Raw genomic sequence first — 19,271 nt, 5'->3', positions numbered from 1 at the left:
CACAATATTTGCTAAGGGTCTCGCATTGCTCAAATTACGGAAATTCGCGGCAGTTTTCAGCATTCCGCTGCTTGCCGCATGTGCCTCAACCCAGCCTTTGGGCGGCGCGCCTGATGTTTCGGTTGCGGAACTCTCTGCGTTGCCTGCTCCGGGTGTGGCCGATTTCATGCCCGATGCGCAATACAATTTGCTGCGGCCGCTCGACGTGGTGCAGATCGAGGTTTTCGGCGTTCCTGAATTGACCCGGTCCGCGCAAGTCGGCGCAACCGGCTCGCTGGATTTCCCACTGATCGGAACGGTTCCGGCAATGGGCCGCACACCGGAAGAGCTTTCGCTCGACATCGAGACGCGGTTGCGCGGCACCTATGTGCTCGATCCGGATGTGACCACTCGCATTACCGAACGTAGCCAGCAGCTCTTCACGATAAGTGGCGAAGTTTCGCGGCCGGGTCGCTATCCTATCACCGCGCCTATCTCCTTGATGGAAGCAGTCGCATTGGGTGGAGGCCTTGAGGAATATGCCAAACGCGACGAGGTACTTGTATTTCGTACCGTTGGAGAAAATCGCTATATCGGTGTCTATAATTTACAGGGAATTCAGCGCGGCAATTACGCTGATCCAACAATCTATGCCAGTGATGTGGTGATTGTCGGCGATTCTCCAGGACGCCGCCGTTTGGATTCGATCCTCGATATAGTGTCTTCAGTGCTCACACCGCTCGTGTTGATCCAACGGGCCACGAGGTAAGAGATCATGGAAAATTCACGCAATCAGGCCCGGCTGGCCGATAGCCCCGAAATGCGCGAAGGTACGGGCGCGACAATGCAGGGCCTTTCGATGAGCCCGCTCATCGAGCAGGTCATGCAGGCGGTGCGCAACAACCGCTGGCTGATCATCGCGATCGTTGCTGCCAGTCTGGTTATCGGCATCGTTGCAACGCTGTTGGAAACCACGCTTTACCGTTCGACCGCGCGGATCGAGATCAGCCGTGTCGATAATTCGGTGGTCGATGTCGAGGGTGTAACTGTCGACGAACGTATGCGCGATCAGCAATATTACCAGACACAGTATCAAGTGCTGCGTGCGCGTTCACTGGCGGAACGTGTCGTGCGCGAAATGAACCTGACGCAGGACGAGCGTTTCCTCGATACATTCGGACTGACCAGCCTGCCGGAAAACCAGCCTGAGCGCCGTATCGCTTCGGTATTGCTGGCGAATATCGACATCACACCGGTTGATCGTTCTTCGCTGGTCGATATCAGCTTCATCAGCCCGGATCCGCAAATCTCCATGCAGATCGCCAATGCATGGGCTGAACAGTTCATCGATTCAAACCTAGATCGACGGTTCGCCTCGACCGTGGAAGCACGCCAGTTTCTTGAAGAACGGTTGGCCGAGTTGCGAGAGCGGCTGGAAACCGCTGAGCGCGAGTTGATCGAATACGGTGCCGCGAACAATCTCTTCACTATCGAAACCGCAGTTGAAGGTAACAGCGGCGATACCGCGGCGCAGACACTGGTCGCCTCCGACCTGCAGGCGCTTAATGCCGCTTTGGCGCAGGCGACTGCAGACAGGATCGCAGCACAAAGTACTCTCGTCGCGCCTAGCGCCTCCCTCGATCAACAGGCCATGAATGCGCTCTCGCAGCTGCGTAACCAGCGTGCCGAGCTTGTGACGCAGCGGGCAGAATTACGCACCCGCTTCGCTGACGAATATCCGCCCATCCAGGCGCTGACGGCCCAGATTTCGCAACTCGAAAGCGAGATTGCGACCGAGAGCCGGCGTGCAGAAAGCAGCGTGGGTGATCGTTACCAGCAGGCCCTTTCGCGTGAGCGGCAATTGCAGGCGCGGGTCAATGAATTGCGCGCCGAGTTCCAGGACCAGCGTGGGCGCAGCGTCCAGTACAGCATCTTGCAACGCGAAGTGGACACCAACCGAGAGCTTTATAACGGGCTCCTTCAGCGGTATCGCGAAATCGGAGTTGCCGACGTGGGCGAGAACAACGTCAGCATTGTTGACAGCGCACGTGTTCCGGGTGGCCCCTGGTCGCCAAGTCTCACGCAGAACCTCCTGCTTTCGCTTGTCATTGGCCTTGTTGTTGCCTCGGGTGTGGTGTTCCTCCGCGAACAGCTAAACCAGAGCCTGCGCGATCCACGCGAGGTTTCCGAACGCCTCGGACTCCCCGTCGTGGCGAGCATTCCTATGAGCGAGGAAGAGGATCTCGTTCAGGAGATAAACACGCCATACACCGGCGTCTACGAAGCCTATTTCAGCGCTCTCGGGTCGGTTGCTGCGCTCAATCGCGGCAGCTTGCCAAAATCGGTCATGGTCACCAGCTCGCGACCGGGTGAAGGCAAGAGCTCCAGCTCCATTGCACTTGCTTCAATCGCTGCGCGTCAGGAGAAGCGGGTCCTGCTTATCGATGCAGATATCCGAAACTCCGTCCTTCGCACATATCTGTCACTCGAATCGAGCATGGGGCTTTCGCAAGTGCTTCGCGGCGAAGCCGATTGGCGCGAGGTCATGTTGAAAGCGCCGGAGATGGAGAATTTCGACATCATCGCCGCAGGCCGCAACAGCGCCTCTGCCGCCGAGCTCCTGTCGGGGTCCCGCTTCTCCACATTGCTGGACGAGGTCGAGAAGGAATATGATCTGGTCGTCATCGATGGACCGCCGGTGCTTGGCCTGGCTGATGCCCCGCTGATCGGCGGTCTGGTCAATGCCGTGTTGCTCGCCATTGAGGCGAACGCCGGCAAGTGGCGCTTTATCGAAAATGCGCTTGCCCGCCTTGAACAGAACCATGCCAATGTGCTTGGCGTAATAGTCACCAAGCTCGATGAGCGTAACTCGTCCTACGGCTACGGTTACGGATACGGATATGGCTACGGATATGGCCGCAAGGATGGTGACGGCGACGACAATGGCGAAGTGCCCGCAGTCGCTCGTCCAGCGGACGCGTAAGCCATGCGCTTGATGCGCCTGGTTCTGGCGCTCGGCGTCGCAGCGCTTGCGCCCGTAGTGGTGTTGCAGGCGCTGGCCAACGCCAAGATGCCGATGCCGCCGGCTGAATACTGGAACGGATTCCGCACCGCGACCTTTGCGCTTGCAAGGCTTGAAGCCAGCGGTGAGGTTGAGGGCGGCATGCCGCAGTTCAGCGTTCGGGATCCCGGGCCGGCATTGGCTCGCAGGGCATTCGCTTCCGAACCACTCGCGACTGATGCGCTGTTCGTGCTGGCGGTCGATGCCCAGGAAAACGGCGGCGAGGGAGCAGGGCGAGAGATTGTCCGTCTCGCGGGCCAGTTGGAAATGCGCAACCGATACATTGGTGTGCTGAGAATGCAGGATGCCCTGGCTGATCGTGACATCGATGCAGCTTTCGCGTTGCTGGATCAGTTCGCGCTCGTCAATCCGGACCTGGCGGGGCCGCTGGTCACTGCCATGGCGCAATATGTACCCGATCCGGCCATGCGCTCCAGCCTCGCTGAAGCACTTTCGCGAAGGCCCGCCTGGGCGAGTGATTTCTGGAAATTTGCCCCGCGCAATTCTATCGCGGTAGAGGGCCTGATCGACCTGCGCTCGCGCGTTGATGTAGGCACCAGCGCCGAAAGCGACGGGATCTTGCTTGCCGCCGCAGTCCGGCAGAAACAATATGCAGACGCGCTGGCCATGTGGGAGCGACTGGCAGGTGGCGAAGCCGATAGGCTCGCTTACCGGACGGATGAAAGATATGCCCCCATAGGCTGGGAATTTGAGCAGGATGCGCGAAAATCGGTGAACGTCACGCAGTCTGGCGGCTATCGTATCTTTGTTGCCGGGAACACCAGCGGTACGATCGGCAGGCAGCTGGTTCGGCTCTCGCCGGGCAACTATTTGCTTGAGATCGACGGCGATTCAAACGTGATGCCGCGCCTCCAGAGCGCGCTCATCTGTGCGGAAAGTGAAGAGAGTCCCAGATGGCGGGAAGGCGCGGAGGAAACGCGGTTCACGGTGTCGGGCGAATGCTCGATCCATTGGCTTATTCTTGGCGCTGATACGTTTGAACAAAGCAATACGCTCGAGGGGATGCTCACGAGGATAGACTTCCGACCCGCAGGCTAAATGCCGCGCGCAATTATTGGGCTATCGTTCGTAGTGTTCCGGGTCGTACCCTAATCGCTCCATCAGCGATCCTGCAATTTCCTGCAGATAGTGCGCGTCTTCACGCGTGCTGGCTTCATTCCAGCTTTGCGCAGGATAGCGCTTCGCGTCGGCAATGATCGCTGTCGATGCCGGTGCGCGTGACAAGAGCCGCCCCAATCGCGAGCGATTGACCGAGCTTACCTTTTTGGGAAGATAGGGTTCACGCATATCCGGCCTTTCGCCGATGTGAGCACCGATCCGGTCCAGCGTACCGTGCGGATCGTCGATCAATTCCCGATAGCCCAAGCTCAGAATACCGGGCTGCGCCAGCCAGCCTTCAACATGGCGAACCCACCATTCGAGCATTGTGTCCGACCCGCGCCAATGCGGACGGCGCAGGAATTCTCCCAAGGACAGGTCTGCTACATCCGGATGCTGCGGAGACAGGAACTGCTTGTAGGAAACCAGTACCTCCCGGGGATCGCGGTGCACATAAACACGACGGGCGCCGGTAACGACCGCGCGCCATTTGTCTGACAATTGGGCAGTCTCTTCGGCCACCCAGGTTTCCGAGAAATCAGCCAGATAGTGCGTCTTTATCAGGGGTTTCGGTGTGCCTTCGAGAATTTTTTCCGCAAGCGAATCCGAAAACGCGCGAACATCCGAGGTTAGCCGTTCAATATTTAGATAAAGATGGTCCAGAGGTTTCCCGAACATGCGACTTGAGCGCGCTGAAGGAAATTGTCGGCGTAACACGTCAAGGACCAGATGGGTGCCCGAGCGTGGATGCGATGCGACAAGGATTGGCTGGTAAGGCATTGCGCCTGATTGCGTCGGCATACTCACGCGACGTCCATGATGATCTTGCGTGACAATCTGGAAATAAGCACCGTGTCCAGCCAGGATATTGCTTTGGGCCTTCCCCTCGTTCCGACCTGTTTACTCGCTAACTCGGCTGCACGTGTCAGTCCTTCAACATATCGGTCCGGCCCCCAATTCGACATGATCTCGGCGCTGCGCTGCCCCCACTTCGTGCGCTCATCCGGATTCATTTGTGCAAGCTGCGAAAGCGCACGCTTCAAGTCATCCGCATCAGCCGGATCGAACAATATGCCGTTTTCGCCTTCCTCTACCAATTGTGCAGCTCCGGCGGTGCGAGAGACTGCAAGCGGCAGTCCGGCAGCGCCTGCTTCGGAGACGACAAGGCCCCACTGCTCGTGCAGTGCAGGATGGATGAATGCCTCGGCAAGGCCGTAAATTGCAGGCAGGTCGTCATAGGGGCGCAGGCCCAACAGGTGAACTTTCTCAACCAGCACCCGCTTCTGGATCAAAGCTTCCAACAGGTCGCGTTGCTCACCGTCGCCTAACAGGCACAAGTCAGGACAGTCGCCCGAATTGGCAGCTATTTCCGCATAGGTTTCGATAAGTAGGGGCAGGTTTTTTTTCGCGATGAAACGGCCACTGGCGAGGAAGTAGGGCCGGGCTGGAAGACCAAGACTCGCGCGCAATTCGCTTTTGCCGGTAGCTTCGCGCGCCCTTTGCGCGCCCGTTGCGAAATGCGCATTGTCGACCACATCGTAACCCATGGTGATGCGTTCGCTGTCCATTCCTAGCGATGCAAGATAGCGACCGTGCGCTTCCCCCGCCACGAAACCCGCATCGCAATAGGAAATGATCCTTCGCTTGATCGCCTCGCGCCAACTGCTCCTTGTGGCATCTTCCGCCTGGCTGTCTGACATCATGACAATGGAAGCACCATTATCATAAGCCCAGCGCAATCCGGCAAAGCTTTCGGCACAGGCCCAGCCGGCCAAGGCCACGACATCGGCACCGATTGCATCGAGTGCCATCGCCACGTCGCGCGCTGCTCGTCCTTCTCTCACGGCATCGGTATAGGCGGCTTTGCTGTCGTAGAGCCGGTAAACCTCGTAATCGGTCGCTGCATTCGAGACGAAGCCTGCAAAATTGCCTTCGTTGGCGAGCGATACGACCGCAAAATCCAAGCTGGCTTCAGCGAGCGCAGTGAAACGCGCATGATGATAATTGCCAATCTGGCGGGTCAGAACAGCGATACGCATCTCAGCTTCCTTGAGTGGGAGATGCTTCGTTTCGCTTCGGCAGGTCATCGGTCGTGAGGTGCTTCTTTATGACAGCCGGAGCACCTGCAATCAGCACGCCGTCAGGGAATACGCCGCGCACGACACTGTTGGCTCCGACAATGCAATCACGACCGATTTTCGTGCCCGGGCCGATGTAGGTGTTCCGGCCGATCCAGCTGAAATCCCCGATCTCTACCGGATCGATGGAGAAACCTTGATCGCGCACGCCCTTCCCGGGAACGTGAATGTGTTCCTGATCGCGGATCGAAACATATTCAGCGATCGCCACACGCTTGCCGATCGTTATGCGCTCCGAAGCGACCAGTACGCTACCCCGGTTGATGGTCGTCTCGTCACCAATCTGGATGACAGCTTTCCGACCGGGGGCAAGCAGCAGGTTCTCGCCCAATACGCAATCTTGTCCCAACTCGATGCGACAGGGCAAGTGACTGAACTGGATTGGCCCGTAGAACCGCGTTCCGGCAGGTGCTGGGCTATGCCAGACGAATACCCGCAAATTGTACCACGCCCAGCGCAGCGCCATCGTAATCTTCTGGAAGCCTGCAGAAATAGCGGTCAGCAACGATGCCATATCGGGCTACTACAAACCCGGCTTCAAGGCGCGATTGCGCCGAAGCCTTTCTTGTCGAGCGGTGACATTGGCAAATCGGCGGTGCTGCTGAATGTGCCGTGCATTACTCCAGCGCGCCAGCATATAAAGACCCCAGATAGTCGCGGCGTAGAGCGGCAAGTTGACGAACAATCGTTCGTACCCGTGGGTAACCCCTGTCAACGCGAATGGCAGCATGCTCAAGTAGGCCGTTTGCCAGAAAAAGCCGCGCCTCAAGCCCTTCATGTACAGCGTGCCGAGCAGGTAACAGATCAGCATAAAAACGAACGCACCAAAATACCAAAAGTCGCGATACGCCGCTCCCGGCCCGGTCGGTGTGGTGCCGGTTTGGTAGAAGAAGCTATATTGCGAAGCCAGATATTCGATATTGATTCGGCCGCTACCGACCATCAAATCGCGCTTTACCCCATCACCGACAAATTGCCTCGGGACGTATTGCCGGACGAAGGTGTTCCATAACCCCCCTGCATATGAATGATCGCCGGTATCCTCGATATACTGGACGATGTACGTAGCATTTCGGATGTCATACGCACTCCCGGTACCAGTCGCCACGGCATTGGTTACTTCAATGTTCCGCCACAACATTGGACTTAGTAGAGAAACTGTTCCGCCTGTCTCATATTCCAGCCGCTTCTGCGTCGCCCGAAGCGGAGAGATTGCGTAAACGACGATCGAGAATGCGATGATTGCTGCGATGATCCCGGGTAGAGGAATCCTGATCCGTCTCGCAAACCACGCAGCGCCGGCAACTGCGACACCGATTTCGATCATTTCCGTGCGGCGCAGAAGAAGAAAGGCGACCGGCAGGCAGATCAACATGTTGACTGCCATCAGGCTTATCGTGAACGTATTGCGCTCGCGGAGGACCAGCATGACCGACATCGCCAGTGCTGGTATTCGCAGCTGGGCAAAGAAATTGACGATCACGATAGGCCCTGTCCATTGCGTGAGATCAGCGACGTCTCCGCGCATCTGATTCAGCAGCACATTGGCCGCAGCGGCAAATATCGTCAGCGCGACCACGGAGACAGCCAGGCTAGAATTACTCAGTTCCTGTCGAGCGGTGTGGTTCGAGAGGGCTGCTACTGTTTGCCGGCGAATTGCGAGTTCCCACCCGATCAGTGAAGCAAGCACGCAAAACACGCTCATGAGACCGAGGTTAAACAGGGCGTCACGAGGTACGAACACATCACTGCTGATGATGATCAATTGCGGCGCGTACCAACCGGCAAAAATCAACGCGATCAGCGTCGGTGCGTGCAAGTAACCTGCCGGCTGCAGGAGCCCGCGGATGCCAACAATCAGCGCAATAGCTAGCAGGAGGTAGTTCACCGGGGTTCTATAGCCTCTCGGACCGCGAAATCCATCAAAGCCTTGGGCAATCGTGTTTCAAAGGTATCCCACGAATATTCTCGCGCTTTCTCGCGGGCCGATGCAGCCATGGCTTCGCGCAAGCCGCGGTCTTCGACGATCTTCTCGATTGCGTCAGCCAGTGCGGCAGGATCGCCGCGCGGAACGATAAGCCCATCGACCCCATCTCTCGCGACACTGCCCGATTCCTTTGTCGTGACGACCGGTACGCGCGCGCCCATGGCCTCGTAAGTCACCCCAGCCGATCCTTCCGCAATACTCGGAAATGCGAAAACGTCCGCGCTCGCCAGTTCTTCGCGCATCCGGTCGTGGGGAATGCGGCCAAGGAAAGTCAGCTCGCTCACTTCCGGCCGGGCAAGCACAGTCTGGGTGGCATGACCAGCAATCCTGAAGTCATAATCGCGCCCTCGCTCGCGCAGTATCCGGGCAGCTTCCGCCAGCGTGTGTATGCCCTTGCGCAAGCCCGGCTCTCCGGCGAAGAAAACCTGCCCTTTTCGAGTTTGCGGCTTGATCTCGAGAAACATCGGGTTGGTCGTGTAGGGCAGCAACAATGTCTTCTTTGCCGGGACACCAAAATTCTCGATCAGGTCGTCCTGCACGAACGTGGAAGGGCACAGGAAAATATCTGTCATTGCCAGCGTTTCAGCGCTGGGCCGGAACGATGGATCTTCCTCTGTCAGGGTTTCACCCCAAAAATAGCCATCCGCTTCCCACCCCGGGTGTTTGCGACGTTCTTCCCTGACGATCCGCTCTGCTGAAAGAGCGATCACCATGTCCGAGATCGTGGTCAGGCCCTGGCGCTTGGCGGCGCTCAGCATCCCCTGTGCTTCCATGAATATCACCAGCAGATGGCTGGCGTCGCCAAATCCTGCTTGCTGCATTTTCGCGCCGACCGCTTCATGAGCCTCGATGTAGGCGCGGGCGCGATCGGCGGTTGATGGCTCTCGCGCGGCTTGCTCCATGTCCCAGGTCCACGACGGGAATGTTCGGGTCTTGGCGGCCACTTCGTCGGGCAATTCACGTTTTGCCAACTTCTTGAAGCGCCCCCCCAACAGTCGCGCAACTGGCGCGACCAGTTTCCCGATCCCCGCGGAGCCGCACAGGTCGGTATAAAGACCGGCGAGCATTCCTGCGCGCTCAAGCGCGATGGGCATGTCGTACTGTCGCCGCGATCCGAATTGAACGACGAGCACCTTGGGTTCGACCTGCTGTGTCATGATAGAGTCCAGAAGTTCGGATCACGCCCGGTTCTGGCGAGAAGGGCCGCACAATCCGGGCCAACGCGCTCAAAAAACATGCGGCGGGTTTCGGCTGAAATTTCGATTTCCCCGACCGGTTGCTTGAGCAAATTGCGCACCAGCTTGCGCACGGGTGCCGGAGCCAGCCTGCGCAGCGGAGCAGCGAGTCCCGAAGTGCGGATCGCGCTGAGCAGCCGCGTGTCGCTGCGCTGGGCTACCGACTTGTTGGCATGGATATCCTCTTCAGGATAGAATCCCGCGATTTCGAGAAACTCGCAAATTTGGCTGTAAAAACCGCGGGGATCGTCAAGAAAGTCCTCGTAAAACACAATGAGCACATTGTCCTTCCCTAACACGTCCTCAAATCGGCCAATCTGACTGTCGTATAACATGGAGTCAGTCACGATATTGGCTTCGCGAAGGGCTTTATTAGGATCGGCCGGCAGGATATCCTGTCCCCCGTCGCGCAATTCGCGCCACATTGAAAGTGCGCGCGGCAATGGATCGCGTACGACATAAATGGCCTTGAACATCGGCACGGCTGCCAGCATTCTCTCCAGCGCATCGGGGTAGGTGGCGCTACAGGAATAGCGCCAGCTTTTTTCCCCTATAGCTCGCTCACCGTCATAGTGGCTGTAGCGACTGCGGTAGAAATCCAGCCCTTTCGCGTAATTGGCATCAAAGGCGAAAAAGTTGGGTTCATGCGCTTGGCAGAAGCACACGTCCGGATGCTGCTCGAAAAAGCGCGCGAGGCTTGTCGTCGCGCATTTGGCAGTGCCAACGACGAAGAAATTGGGGAGAGGGCCTTGGGATTGGGTCATGGCATAAGCGGCGGGTCGCCGTGGGTCAGATCGTATCCTGTGAAGGCGCGATGGTAAGGTTCGCGGCCCTGATCCGCTGGATTTGCCATATCACAAGAGCGGCCATCGTGAAGAAGAATGCAGTGCTGCCCACGCCCGCAGCGATCAAGCCAAAATTGCTCATTCCGACGAAGGCTGCAAGCAGGAATGCCACAAAGGCGATGCAAGCGAAGATGAGTGTCCGCGATGCACCAATGGTCAGCTCGATAAGTGGGATGGCGCCGAAAAGGCAGGCATTGGTGAGCGTGCCTGCCATCAACCACAGCAGGTTGGGATGTGCCGCGCCAAATTCCGCGCCGAACACGAATTCAAGGATCGGGCGGCCCAAGGGTATCATGGCAAGGAAGATCAACACTGCGATTCCAGCGACGGGTCTTGATGCCTTCCAGACGGTTAGCCGCGCCTCGGCCACGTTACCTGCGCTCACTAGCTTGGCGAGCACCGGATAGATGGAGATTTTTCCTGCATTGGCGAAGCGCGCGAGCAGGAAGGCCCCCCGGAATGCAACTCCGAACAGCCCCGCAGCGGCAGGCCCGAGAAGTGCAGAAACGATCAGCACTTCACCGCGGCGCAGCATGATGCCTATGGTTCCGTTCGCAGACACTGCGACGGCAAAGCCGAGAAATTCTCGCCGGCTGAAGTCAGGTGCATCCGAGCGTCCTGCCGCGCTTTCCAGTCGATTGACCAAAACCAATCCGCAAATCGAAACACTTACCGCTGTGATGATGTGGACGATCGCAATTGTATAGATATACCAGGCGAAGGGCGCATCGATCCACCATAGCACCGCCGCGTTAACGGCCAGAACAAAGGCTTCTGCCACATTGAACATGATCGGGATTTCAAAGCGTTCGGTAAGCCGGAAAATGCCCTGGCTGGCGCTGCGCACCTGGAAGCCTGCGCTGATGGCGTAGAAAATGCCGAGAGAGACCAGCGATTGGTCGAGCCCGAATGTTTCGATAAAGAAGAGGAAAACGAGGATACCGCTCAATGCGGCGAGAATGGCCGCGCCCAAGTCGAGCAATAGGGCGAAATGGTATCGTTTTCTGAGGCGTGACAGATTGCCCGCTTCCAGATCATCCGACCCAAACTTGCTGAGCGATTGCCAGGTATTGAAGCTGTAAATCCCGCTGAACAACTCGGTGACCGACTGGATCACCATCAGTTGCCCAAACATCAGCAGTCCCAATGCGTTGGTGTTCAGTGTGAGCGCGACCAGATTGAGGCCGGACACCAGAAATGTCCCCGTCAGCACTTTGCCGAAGTTGCGACGCAGGTTTTGCAGCGGTGTCACTATGTCGGTTCCCGGTTCTCGCCCCAACAGGGCCTAGAAGCTGTAACCCAATTCCTCAACGTCCGCGCGATATTCATCGAGGCCTTCGCGGATGGCATCGGCCTGATCGGGCGTGAGCTTGCTGATCTGCCGATCGTTCATATTTTTCAGCTTCATCGGCTCATAGTCCTTCACCTTGATCTCTGCGTCGGCGTCGAGATCGGAAAGGATAGGGAACATGTTGCGCAACTCATTGATGAAGCGTTCAGGTTCAGCGCAAATCTCTTCATAGGAAAGCGTAAAGCCGGCAAGATCCCGCGCGCCGATCAGATATCCTGCACGTTTACCATAAAGTTCGCCAAGCAGTCGAAGATGGTCGCCCTCGGTTTTGACTGTACCGCGCTTTTCGGGGCACCAACCGAGCATCAGATTCGCAAGTTTGTAACGCGTAAACCAGCTCGCACAGGTAGCCAACGGGTCGCGTGTCAGACAGAAGACCCGCCGTTCCATTGGAGCGAGGGCATCGTAGATCGCTTTCATCCGACACAAGTTTGGCGGTGATTTCTCAAAGACAACACTTGGCGAAGGCTTCGCAGGAACGCGCGAAAGCCAGATGCGCTTGAGCCAGTCGGGATCAAACTTGGCATCAGGGTCCCAGCGGCGGCCAGGTGCCGAGATCGCCGGATGGAGCCACTGCCCCTCTCCGGCGTTCGTCAGTTCGACAATTCGGGTGGAATGGTTGAGCAGCTTGGCAATAGCCGTTGATCCGCTATTTGGCATGGTGGCCATAAGCAGCCAGCTCACATCGTTGCGGTGGCGCCAATTTGGATAGACCATGGAGGCCGCATTGACCGCGACACCATAGCCGCCGCGCACAATCCAGCGTCCGGCCCAGCGTATATCATGCTTCACGCTCGGATGGTTGCTTTGCGCAGGATCGTTTACGGCCATGCCGGACTATGCCTTTTCAATTCGGAATTGCGGGAGCGCGTTAGCGAGTGTTTGCAAGAGCGGCAACCGGATTGAAATGTAGTGTCTATTCTGTCTCGGCTCGCCGTGCCTCGACGACCACGACCGGATCGGCCAGCATCTGTCCGCGCATCCAGCCTTCACCCAGCTCCGGATCAACCGGTGCAGCGTGGATAGCCTCGACCACATCCATTCCCTCGATGACATAGCCGAAGACGGCATAGCCGGTCTGCCACACGGGATTGTCCGAGTCCGGATTGGCGTCGAGCCCGGTCTGGTTGCCGAGCATTATCGAAAAATCGCCGTTCGCCGTGCCCGGCTCGCCCATCGCCATGCTCACCGCGCCGCGCGTGTGCGAGAGGCCGGTGAGTGTTGTCGGCTCGTGCTCGATCTGTGGCAGCACGCGGTCCGGGTCCCACTGCGTACCGCCCTGGATCAGGCCATTGGGCTGCTCACCCCAGTCGAGCGGCATGGCGCGGTAGAATACTATGCCATCGAAGCGATCCTCGTCGACATAACGCAGGAAATTCGCAGCCGTGATCGGTGCGCGATCCATCTCCAGCGCGATCACGATCTCGCCCATCATGGTTTTCAGAACGACATTGGTCGTTGCATGATGATCGTGCACGTCCGGCGCAGGCGCAGGCAGTTCCTGAGCTACGGCCGGTGATGCGATGAGGAGTACGGCAAGGGCAAGGTGTCTCAACATGACAGTAATCATGGCTCCAATTTCGCGAAGGTCAATTCCGCACCGCATAACGCAAGCTAGATGACATCGGCGATAAGCCCGAGTTCCTTCGCTTCTTCGCAATGGATGTACCAGTTTTCCGGTGCGCGCCGTCGCATTTCCTCGAAGTCGACTTTCGACCCTTCGACGATAGCGTGAAAGCCCTCTTCCTCGATGAGGATGGAGTGCTCGATTTCATGGAGTGTCTGTTGCAGCTTGGCCGAAAGCGATCGCAGCGGGCCGTCAAGGTTGATGGTTTTCGTGAGCGAGCGCTCGTGCACCATGATCCGCGTCGACTTGGTCAGATAGCGATCCTCAATAGGAAATCCCGCCATGAAGGTGGCACCCGCGGAATAGACCGCCATCTTTCCCAAAAACAGCATTTCGCGGTCGTCCCCAAAAACAGCATTTCGCGGTCGTCATTCTCCCGCAGCAGCCGGACATTGTCCGCCATTGTCCTCGCGACTTCCGGATCGCCACCAAGCGTCGTGATCGCAATTGTTATCGGGCCTTCCGATGGGGCGGCTTCCAACTGTTTCCGAAAGTCGGAATACATCGCCTGGTCGACCAGACCTGAAAGCCGGATATCTGGCTTGGCGAGCAGGGCGAGGCGTGTCCTTTTCGACAACGCTGATCAGGTCAAGATTGTGCTTTTGCGCGAAATCCACCAGCCCAGCACCACACCGAAGACGAGATGGGCAAAAATCGAGATCGGGTTGCGCGCCATTTCGAACCACGGAAATACTGCCGTAAATCCGTAGAAATTCACGAAATAGACGATCAGGCCGAAAACGGCACCAGCGGCAATAAGCAACGCTCGTGAAAGTTTCATTCGTGCCGTGATCAAGGCGAAGATGAGACCCAGGATTGCCGAAAGCGCGAAATGCACGAGCATTCCGACGATGAAAATGGGGAGTTCGAATGTTGCAGGCGGAGGCAGTACTTCCGGCCCCATTGCTATGGCCGCGATCATGCGGGGTGGCCCGAAGGCGCTTCCCCCGCCCACGGTGGGCACGAGCAGCATTTCGACGATTACGAATACCAGACCGGCAACCAGTCCCGCGATTATGCCGTTTTTCACAGTCTCTCTCCTCAGATCATACAAACTCCTTCGCCCATCAAAGGTGTCGGGTTACAAGAAATCTGCGGTTTTCAGCGCGTTCTCAGGTCATTCCGAGAAAGTTCGGAGATCGACTTACGGCCCATCAATTGCATGGCGCGGCGGATTTCGTCCTGCATGATTCCCATCGCGCGCTCGACACCCGCTTCGCCCGCTGCCGCCAGCGCGTAGAGATACATACGTCCACCGCTGGCGGCCTTGGCACCGGTCGCCAGCGCCTTCAGAACGTGAGTGCCGCGCCGAATGCCGCCATCGCAGATGACCTCGACCCGGTCGCCCACCGCCTGCACAATCTCGTCGAGCTGGTCGAATGGCGCCCTGCTGCCGTCAAGCTGCCTCCCGCCATGGTTCGAGACCATGATCGCATCCGCGCCCATGTCAGCGGCGCGCCTTGCATCGGCGACCGACATGATGCCTTTGAGACAGAAGGTTCCGCCCCAGTCATTGCGCAATCGCTCCGCCGCCTTCCAGTTGAGCCCGGGGTCGAGCATGGAATTGAAATAGTCCTGTATCGATACTGCCTTCCCGGTTCCCGCCGCGACATGGGTGGAAAGGTTGGGCAGGTCGAACTTTTCGCGGAACAGGAAATTGAGTGCCCATGCAGGATGCGCGGCATACGACAGCAAGTTGCGCGGCGTAATACGGGGCGGGGTGGTGAAACCGCTGCGCTTGCACCTTTCGCGGTTGCCCGAAACTATCGTGTCCACGGTAAGCGCGATTGCATCGAAACTGGCCGCCTTCGCCCGTTCCACCAGCGCAGTGTTCAGCGCCTTGTCGCGGTGGTAGTAGAACTGCAGCATCTTGGGACCGGACCAGCGCTCACCGACTTCTTCGATACTGACGGTCGAAAGGCTGGATATGCCGAACCAGATCCCGAATTTCTCCGCAACCGCAGCCGTTGCCCGCTCGCCCTGCCAGTGGAAGATGCGTTGCAGTGCGGTTGGGCTCATCATGAGAGGCAATGCACTTTTGCGTCCCATGATGGTGGTGGAGGTGTCGACATCCTCGGCACCGGCGAGGACATCCGGGACAAGGTCTACACTTTCGAAAGCCGCCGTGTTGCGCGCATAGGTGACTTCATCGTCTGCAGCCCCGTCGATGTAATGGAACACGGGGTAGGGCAGGCGGCGCTTCGCCAACTCGCGGAAATCGGCGATATTGTAGCAATCCGACAAGTGGCGGATCGAACCGATTGAGCGAGGGTTGGCAGTCATGGCCCGGTGGCTTAGCGCCAAGCGCCCCGCTTCACCAGCGCAGCAATCGCGGCCCTAGCGCCCAGCCGACGCCCGCCATGGTGAGGATCGGAAGCAGGTAGAACACCGCAAGGTAACCCATGCCGCGTTCAGGACAGAAGGGTGCATAGGCTGTCATCGCGACCGCGCCGCCGAACAGTCCTGCGACAAGCCCGGCACGGCGCAGGTTGGTGGGGGCCAGCGTGCGAGCGCCGAGGATCGCCCCGGTAAAGGCAATCGGGCTCATCACCAGCATCGCGGCGAGGCATTCGCGCCAGGTCTCTCCGTAAAAAAGCGGGCCAGCGATCGAGAGTTCCAAAGCCAGCAGCGCAAGGATTGGCACGAAGGGCACAGAAATGGCGACCATCGCGGCTTTCGAAGGACGACCAGGTTTACCAAGTACGAGCAGCGCAATTCCGCACAGAGTCAGCAGCGCGACGGAAAAGCTCCATTTGACGGCAATCGGCCCCATGCCGTCACGCGCCATGCTGGCAAACGCTCCGTCAAGCACCAGCGCCACGCCTACTGCGCACAACGCAAGCACGGCGAGCAGCGGCGCGGCGAAGCGCAACGTGCTGCCGGTTTGCGGCGCGGCCCCTTCGCTTGCGAGCTGGTCAAGAACGGTATTGATATTGGTCATTTCTGTTGTTCGTCCACAATTTCCTTGAGCCGTAACATGCCGCGATGAACCCGCAGCTTCATTGCGGAAACGCCGATTCCGATGCTCTCGCTCGCCTCGCGATTGGTCATGCCTTCGATATGCGTCATGCGGATTGCTTCGGCCTGCGGCTCGGGCAATTCGCCCAGCAGTGCGGCAATATCCATCCCCGCAAAGCTGTCTGCCGCGACGTCCATATCGACCTCGTCATCCAGCACCAGCCTGCTTCGCCCGCGCTTTCGCCACTGGTCGATCAGCTTGTAATTGGCGATCGCATACATCCACGGCCCCACCGGACGCCCGGGATCGAGCGTGTGGCGCTTTTCATGCAATGCGATCAGGCATTCCTGCAATACGTCCTCCAATTCACTGTCACCCCCGGTCTTGCGCACCAGCATGGCGCGAATCCGGTCGGAAGCCTCGGCAAGAAATTGCCGATACGCCTTGCGATCCCCGGCCTGCGCAGCAGCCATCAGGCTGTCGAGCGAACTGCCGTAGGGGCTCTTCTGATCATGGTTTCGACCCATCACCCCTCACGGTTACACAGTTGCAGACGATTATCACCCTTTAGTGACTTGCGGACAGATAGTGTAGGGTGCCTTGCGTTCAACAAGCATTCAGATTACAAACGTAATCGTAGCCCATCCAGCGTAGTCCATCAGGGGAGGACGTGATGACTGCGAAGACAAGTGCCAATGCAGGCGGAGCAGGTGCAGAGCGCATCAGTGATGCCGAATATGCCGTCATGGAGGCGCTGTGGCGCGAAAGCCCGCAAAGTGCTGCCAATGTCTGTGATGCAGTTTGCAAAGAGCGCGGCTGGTCCATCCCGACCGTAAAGACGCTGCTTTCGCGCCTCGTACAAAAGGGCGCGCTTGCCACCGAGCCTGACGGTCGACGATTCCTTTATTCCCCGCTGATCGAGCGATCCGACTATGTAGGCACGGAAAGCAAGCGCCTTGTCGAACGGCTATTCGGAGGCCGGGCAGCTCCGCTGTTCGCGCATCTTGCGGAAAACGAAGCGCTGACCGCTGACGATATCGCCGAGATCGAGCGCCTGTTGCAGGAGTTGAAGAAATGACCGGTCTTCAATCGCTTCTTCCGAATTTCGCGCTGACCGACTGGATGGTCGATACTTTCATCTACACCGGGCTTTTGATCGCAATCGTATTGGTAATGCGGCGGACGGTCGCACAGCATTTTGGCCCGCAAGTGGCTTACGCGCTGTGGGCGCTGCCGCTGTTGCGGCTGGTGATGCCGCCGATCGTATTGCCAGCATGGATGGCTCCGGCAGAGCCTGCCACCGCCCCGGAAGCTGCTGCATCAACTGCAGCGCCGCTGTTGGTCATAATCTCCGAAGTGCCTGCTGCAGCGGGCGAAGCGGCTGCCGCTGCTGCTCCTGCAGTCGGCGTTACCGTTACCGACCTGCTGTTTCCATTATGGCTGCTTGGCGCAGCGATTTTTCTCGGCTGGCGCACACGCGAATATGTGACAATGCGCCGCGACCTGCTCGCCGATGCGCGCCCGATGGGCGAAGCTGGCAAGGTGCGGCTTGTCGAAACTCCCGCAGTCAGTGCGCCGGTCGCCTTCGGCATTCGCGACAAGGTCGTCGCTCTGCCCGAAGGCTTCATGGCGCTGATCGATGTGAAAGCGCGCGACATGGCGATCGCGCATGAGCTGGAACATCACCGCGGCCACGATCTTCTCGCCAACATCGCGGCCCAGCCGCTGTTGGCTTTGCACTGGTTCAATCCTCTCGCCTGGTGGGGCTGGCGAGCAATGCGCAGGGATCAGGAGGCAGCATGCGATGCGCGCGTTGTCGCTGGCCGTGCGCGGTCGGAAAGGGCTGCTTATGCAGAGGTTATCGCGGGCTTTGCTGCCGGCGAACATCTCGCGCTGGCTGCTCCGATGGCCTGTCCGGTGCTCGGCGAGAAGTCGATCATCCACCGTTTGAGGAGCCTCACATTGACTGACATTTCCACGCGCCGCCGCCGTATCGGCATTGCTGCTATCACCACGACGGCGCTTGCACTGCCGCTCACAGCATCGATCACCTATGCCCAGCCACCCGCGCAGCAACAGGATGCCGATGCACCTGCAATCGAGTCGGTCGATCCCGACGAGGCGCACCGCGTCGTACGGATCGAACGTCATGTCGAGGGCGACCATGATGGCGAGCATGATATCGACATCGAGGAAATCGAAGACGGTGAGCGTGTCATAGTTCGCACTGTCGAGGACGAGGATGGCGAACGCCGCGTCGTTCGCCGCGTGATCCGTCGTGGTGGTCCCGATGGCGAACACGCGATGAGCGAAGCCGAGATCGAGGCCATGCTGGCCGAGGTGGAGCGCGGCCTTGAAGGTATGGAAGGCGAGATCGAAAACCGTGTCGAACTCGCTCTCAGGCACCGCGCCCGCGCGGCCGCGATGGGCCAGAACGTCTTTGTCGTCCAGGAAGGCGAAGAGGGCAGCCACAATATCAACGTGCGCTGCGATGATGACCAGACTGTCGCGCAGCAGGAGTTATCGGACGGGCGCACGGCCATGGTCATTTGCCACACCGCCATCCAGGCTCATGCGGCAGCTGGCCTGCGCAGTGCCATTGCAAGCATCCAGGGCAACGACAGCATTCCCGCCGAGACACGCCGTGAGATCTTGCGAGAGCTGGAGCGCGCGATTGCCGAAATGGAACGGTCGCGTGCCGAAATCGGCCGCGTCTCGATGCGCTTCACGCCGCCTGCTCCGCCCGCTCCGCCGAAGGCTACTCGCGTGAGAGCGAATGGCCGAAATGTGAGTTTCAGCTTCGCGCCGGAAAGTGCGATTGCGCAAGCGGTACGCTTCAATCCCATGGTACATCCACTGACCGGTCGTCCGGTTATCGAGGAAGGCGCCGAGGACGATTGCGACGAAGACGCATCGCGTACCAACGCCTGACGCAAGATTGACCACGCAGCAAAATATGGGGGGCGGTAC

Annotated in this window: 19 protein-coding genes; 5 read left to right on the top strand and 14 right to left on the bottom strand. The window is 58.6% G+C overall.

Features of this window, described 5'->3' with window-relative positions; genetic code table 11:
- Positions 1 to 25: 25 nt before the first annotated feature.
- The 3 genes from AAC850_RS06750 to AAC850_RS06740 are packed head-to-tail and all read left to right on the top strand — an operon-like array spanning position 26 to position 4,099.
- The gene (locus AAC850_RS06750) at positions 26 to 748 is read left to right on the top strand and encodes a polysaccharide biosynthesis/export family protein (RefSeq protein WP_340587918.1); all 723 of its coding nucleotides are present in this window, start codon (positions 26 to 28) and stop codon (positions 746 to 748) included.
- A 6-nt stretch (positions 749 to 754) separates the two neighbouring features.
- Entirely contained in the window at positions 755 to 2,962 is a 2,208-nt protein-coding gene (locus tag AAC850_RS06745) for a GumC family protein (protein WP_340587917.1), read from the top strand.
- A gap of 3 nt (positions 2,963 to 2,965) precedes the next feature.
- The gene (locus AAC850_RS06740; RefSeq protein ID WP_340587916.1) at positions 2,966 to 4,099 is read left to right on the top strand and encodes a hypothetical protein; all 1,134 of its coding nucleotides are present in this window, start codon (positions 2,966 to 2,968) and stop codon (positions 4,097 to 4,099) included.
- A 21-nt stretch (positions 4,100 to 4,120) separates the two neighbouring features.
- On the opposite strand, the gene AAC850_RS06735 is transcribed toward AAC850_RS06740, so the two are convergent.
- The 14 genes from AAC850_RS06735 to AAC850_RS06670 all read right to left on the bottom strand — a co-directional run bounded on the left by AAC850_RS06735 (position 4,121) and on the right by AAC850_RS06670 (position 16,828).
- Entirely contained in the window at positions 4,121 to 4,939 is an 819-nt protein-coding gene (locus AAC850_RS06735) for a sulfotransferase (RefSeq protein WP_340588088.1), read from the bottom strand.
- 23 nt (positions 4,940 to 4,962) lie between these two features.
- Complete coding sequence (locus AAC850_RS06730; protein ID WP_340587915.1) at positions 4,963 to 6,198, bottom strand: glycosyltransferase; 1,236 nt, start codon at positions 6,196 to 6,198, stop codon at positions 4,963 to 4,965.
- 1 nt (position 6,199) lies between these two features.
- The gene (locus AAC850_RS06725; protein ID WP_340587914.1) at positions 6,200 to 6,811 is read right to left on the bottom strand and encodes an acyltransferase; all 612 of its coding nucleotides are present in this window, start codon (positions 6,809 to 6,811) and stop codon (positions 6,200 to 6,202) included.
- Between the two features lie 9 nt (positions 6,812 to 6,820).
- On the bottom strand, positions 6,821 to 8,185 hold the full coding sequence (locus AAC850_RS06720; protein WP_340587913.1) for a hypothetical protein: 1,365 nt from the start codon (positions 8,183 to 8,185) through the stop codon (positions 6,821 to 6,823).
- Positions 8,182 to 9,441, bottom strand: coding sequence for a glycosyltransferase family 4 protein (locus tag AAC850_RS06715; RefSeq protein WP_340587912.1), 1,260 nt, complete (start codon positions 9,439 to 9,441; stop codon positions 8,182 to 8,184). The genes AAC850_RS06720 and AAC850_RS06715 overlap by 4 nt, the downstream gene beginning before the upstream one ends.
- On the bottom strand, positions 9,438 to 10,283 hold the full coding sequence (locus AAC850_RS06710; protein WP_340587911.1) for a sulfotransferase family protein: 846 nt from the start codon (positions 10,281 to 10,283) through the stop codon (positions 9,438 to 9,440). Before AAC850_RS06710 ends, AAC850_RS06715 begins: the two co-directional genes overlap by 4 nt.
- Before the next feature lie 25 nt (positions 10,284 to 10,308).
- Complete coding sequence (locus tag AAC850_RS06705; RefSeq protein ID WP_340587910.1) at positions 10,309 to 11,616, bottom strand: lipopolysaccharide biosynthesis protein; 1,308 nt, start codon at positions 11,614 to 11,616, stop codon at positions 10,309 to 10,311.
- Positions 11,617 to 11,649: 33 nt separating this feature from the next.
- Positions 11,650 to 12,546 (bottom strand): hypothetical protein, encoded by an 897-nt coding sequence (locus AAC850_RS06700; protein WP_340587909.1) that lies wholly within the window; start codon positions 12,544 to 12,546, stop codon positions 11,650 to 11,652.
- 85 nt (positions 12,547 to 12,631) lie between these two features.
- Positions 12,632 to 13,273 (bottom strand): peptidylprolyl isomerase, encoded by a 642-nt coding sequence (locus AAC850_RS06695; protein ID WP_340587908.1) that lies wholly within the window; start codon positions 13,271 to 13,273, stop codon positions 12,632 to 12,634.
- A 56-nt stretch (positions 13,274 to 13,329) separates the two neighbouring features.
- Entirely contained in the window at positions 13,330 to 13,656 is a 327-nt protein-coding gene (locus tag AAC850_RS06690; RefSeq protein ID WP_340587907.1) for a hypothetical protein, read from the bottom strand.
- A 269-nt stretch (positions 13,657 to 13,925) separates the two neighbouring features.
- Positions 13,926 to 14,372: a DUF6789 family protein gene (locus AAC850_RS06685; protein WP_340587906.1), complete on the bottom strand. Its 447-nt coding sequence runs from the start codon at positions 14,370 to 14,372 to the stop codon at positions 13,926 to 13,928.
- A gap of 71 nt (positions 14,373 to 14,443) precedes the next feature.
- Positions 14,444 to 15,625, bottom strand: coding sequence for an alpha-hydroxy acid oxidase (locus AAC850_RS06680; protein ID WP_340587905.1), 1,182 nt, complete (start codon positions 15,623 to 15,625; stop codon positions 14,444 to 14,446).
- A 31-nt stretch (positions 15,626 to 15,656) separates the two neighbouring features.
- On the bottom strand, positions 15,657 to 16,283 hold the full coding sequence (locus AAC850_RS06675; protein WP_340587904.1) for a DUF1109 domain-containing protein: 627 nt from the start codon (positions 16,281 to 16,283) through the stop codon (positions 15,657 to 15,659).
- Positions 16,280 to 16,828, bottom strand: a complete 549-nt coding sequence (locus tag AAC850_RS06670) for a sigma-70 family RNA polymerase sigma factor (protein WP_340587903.1) — start codon at positions 16,826 to 16,828, stop codon at positions 16,280 to 16,282. The genes AAC850_RS06675 and AAC850_RS06670 overlap by 4 nt, the downstream gene beginning before the upstream one ends.
- 146 nt (positions 16,829 to 16,974) lie before the next feature.
- Here AAC850_RS06670 and AAC850_RS06665 point away from each other — a divergent pair, with 146 nt between their 5' ends.
- The gene (locus AAC850_RS06665) at positions 16,975 to 17,379 is read left to right on the top strand and encodes a BlaI/MecI/CopY family transcriptional regulator (RefSeq protein WP_340587902.1); all 405 of its coding nucleotides are present in this window, start codon (positions 16,975 to 16,977) and stop codon (positions 17,377 to 17,379) included.
- Entirely contained in the window at positions 17,376 to 19,232 is a 1,857-nt protein-coding gene (locus tag AAC850_RS06660; RefSeq protein ID WP_340587901.1) for a M56 family metallopeptidase, read from the top strand. The genes AAC850_RS06665 and AAC850_RS06660 overlap by 4 nt, the downstream gene beginning before the upstream one ends.
- Positions 19,233 to 19,271: the final 39 nt, after the last annotated feature.

Source organism: Erythrobacter alti (assembly GCF_037996805.1).
Classification (GTDB): Bacteria; Pseudomonadota; Alphaproteobacteria; order Sphingomonadales; family Sphingomonadaceae; genus Alteraurantiacibacter; species Alteraurantiacibacter alti.
The sequence above is the reverse complement of the archived record's forward strand: the minus strand, read 5'-3'. Positions and strand labels throughout refer to the sequence as shown.

Coding starts and splice junctions, on each gene's coding strand:
- AAC850_RS06680 (WP_340587905.1), bottom strand. CDS start 15,625: ATGACTGCCAACCCTCGCTCAATCGGTTCGATCCGCCACTTGTCGGAT.
- AAC850_RS06670 (WP_340587903.1), bottom strand. CDS start 16,828: ATGGGTCGAAACCATGATCAGAAGAGCCCCTACGGCAGTTCGCTCGAC.
- AAC850_RS06725 (WP_340587914.1), bottom strand. CDS start 6,811: ATGGCATCGTTGCTGACCGCTATTTCTGCAGGCTTCCAGAAGATTACG.
- AAC850_RS06675 (WP_340587904.1), bottom strand. CDS start 16,283: ATGACCAATATCAATACCGTTCTTGACCAGCTCGCAAGCGAAGGGGCC.
- AAC850_RS06660 (WP_340587901.1), top strand. CDS start 17,376: ATGACCGGTCTTCAATCGCTTCTTCCGAATTTCGCGCTGACCGACTGG.
- AAC850_RS06695 (WP_340587908.1), bottom strand. CDS start 13,273: ATGTTGAGACACCTTGCCCTTGCCGTACTCCTCATCGCATCACCGGCC.
- AAC850_RS06710 (WP_340587911.1), bottom strand. CDS start 10,283: ATGACCCAATCCCAAGGCCCTCTCCCCAATTTCTTCGTCGTTGGCACT.
- AAC850_RS06700 (WP_340587909.1), bottom strand. CDS start 12,546: ATGGCCGTAAACGATCCTGCGCAAAGCAACCATCCGAGCGTGAAGCAT.
- AAC850_RS06740 (WP_340587916.1), top strand. CDS start 2,966: ATGCGCTTGATGCGCCTGGTTCTGGCGCTCGGCGTCGCAGCGCTTGCG.
- AAC850_RS06745 (WP_340587917.1), top strand. CDS start 755: ATGGAAAATTCACGCAATCAGGCCCGGCTGGCCGATAGCCCCGAAATG.
- AAC850_RS06730 (WP_340587915.1), bottom strand. CDS start 6,198: ATGCGTATCGCTGTTCTGACCCGCCAGATTGGCAATTATCATCATGCG.
- AAC850_RS06690 (WP_340587907.1), bottom strand. CDS start 13,656: ATGGCGGTCTATTCCGCGGGTGCCACCTTCATGGCGGGATTTCCTATT.
- AAC850_RS06665 (WP_340587902.1), top strand. CDS start 16,975: ATGACTGCGAAGACAAGTGCCAATGCAGGCGGAGCAGGTGCAGAGCGC.
- AAC850_RS06715 (WP_340587912.1), bottom strand. CDS start 9,441: ATGACACAGCAGGTCGAACCCAAGGTGCTCGTCGTTCAATTCGGATCG.
- AAC850_RS06735 (WP_340588088.1), bottom strand. CDS start 4,939: ATGCCTTACCAGCCAATCCTTGTCGCATCGCATCCACGCTCGGGCACC.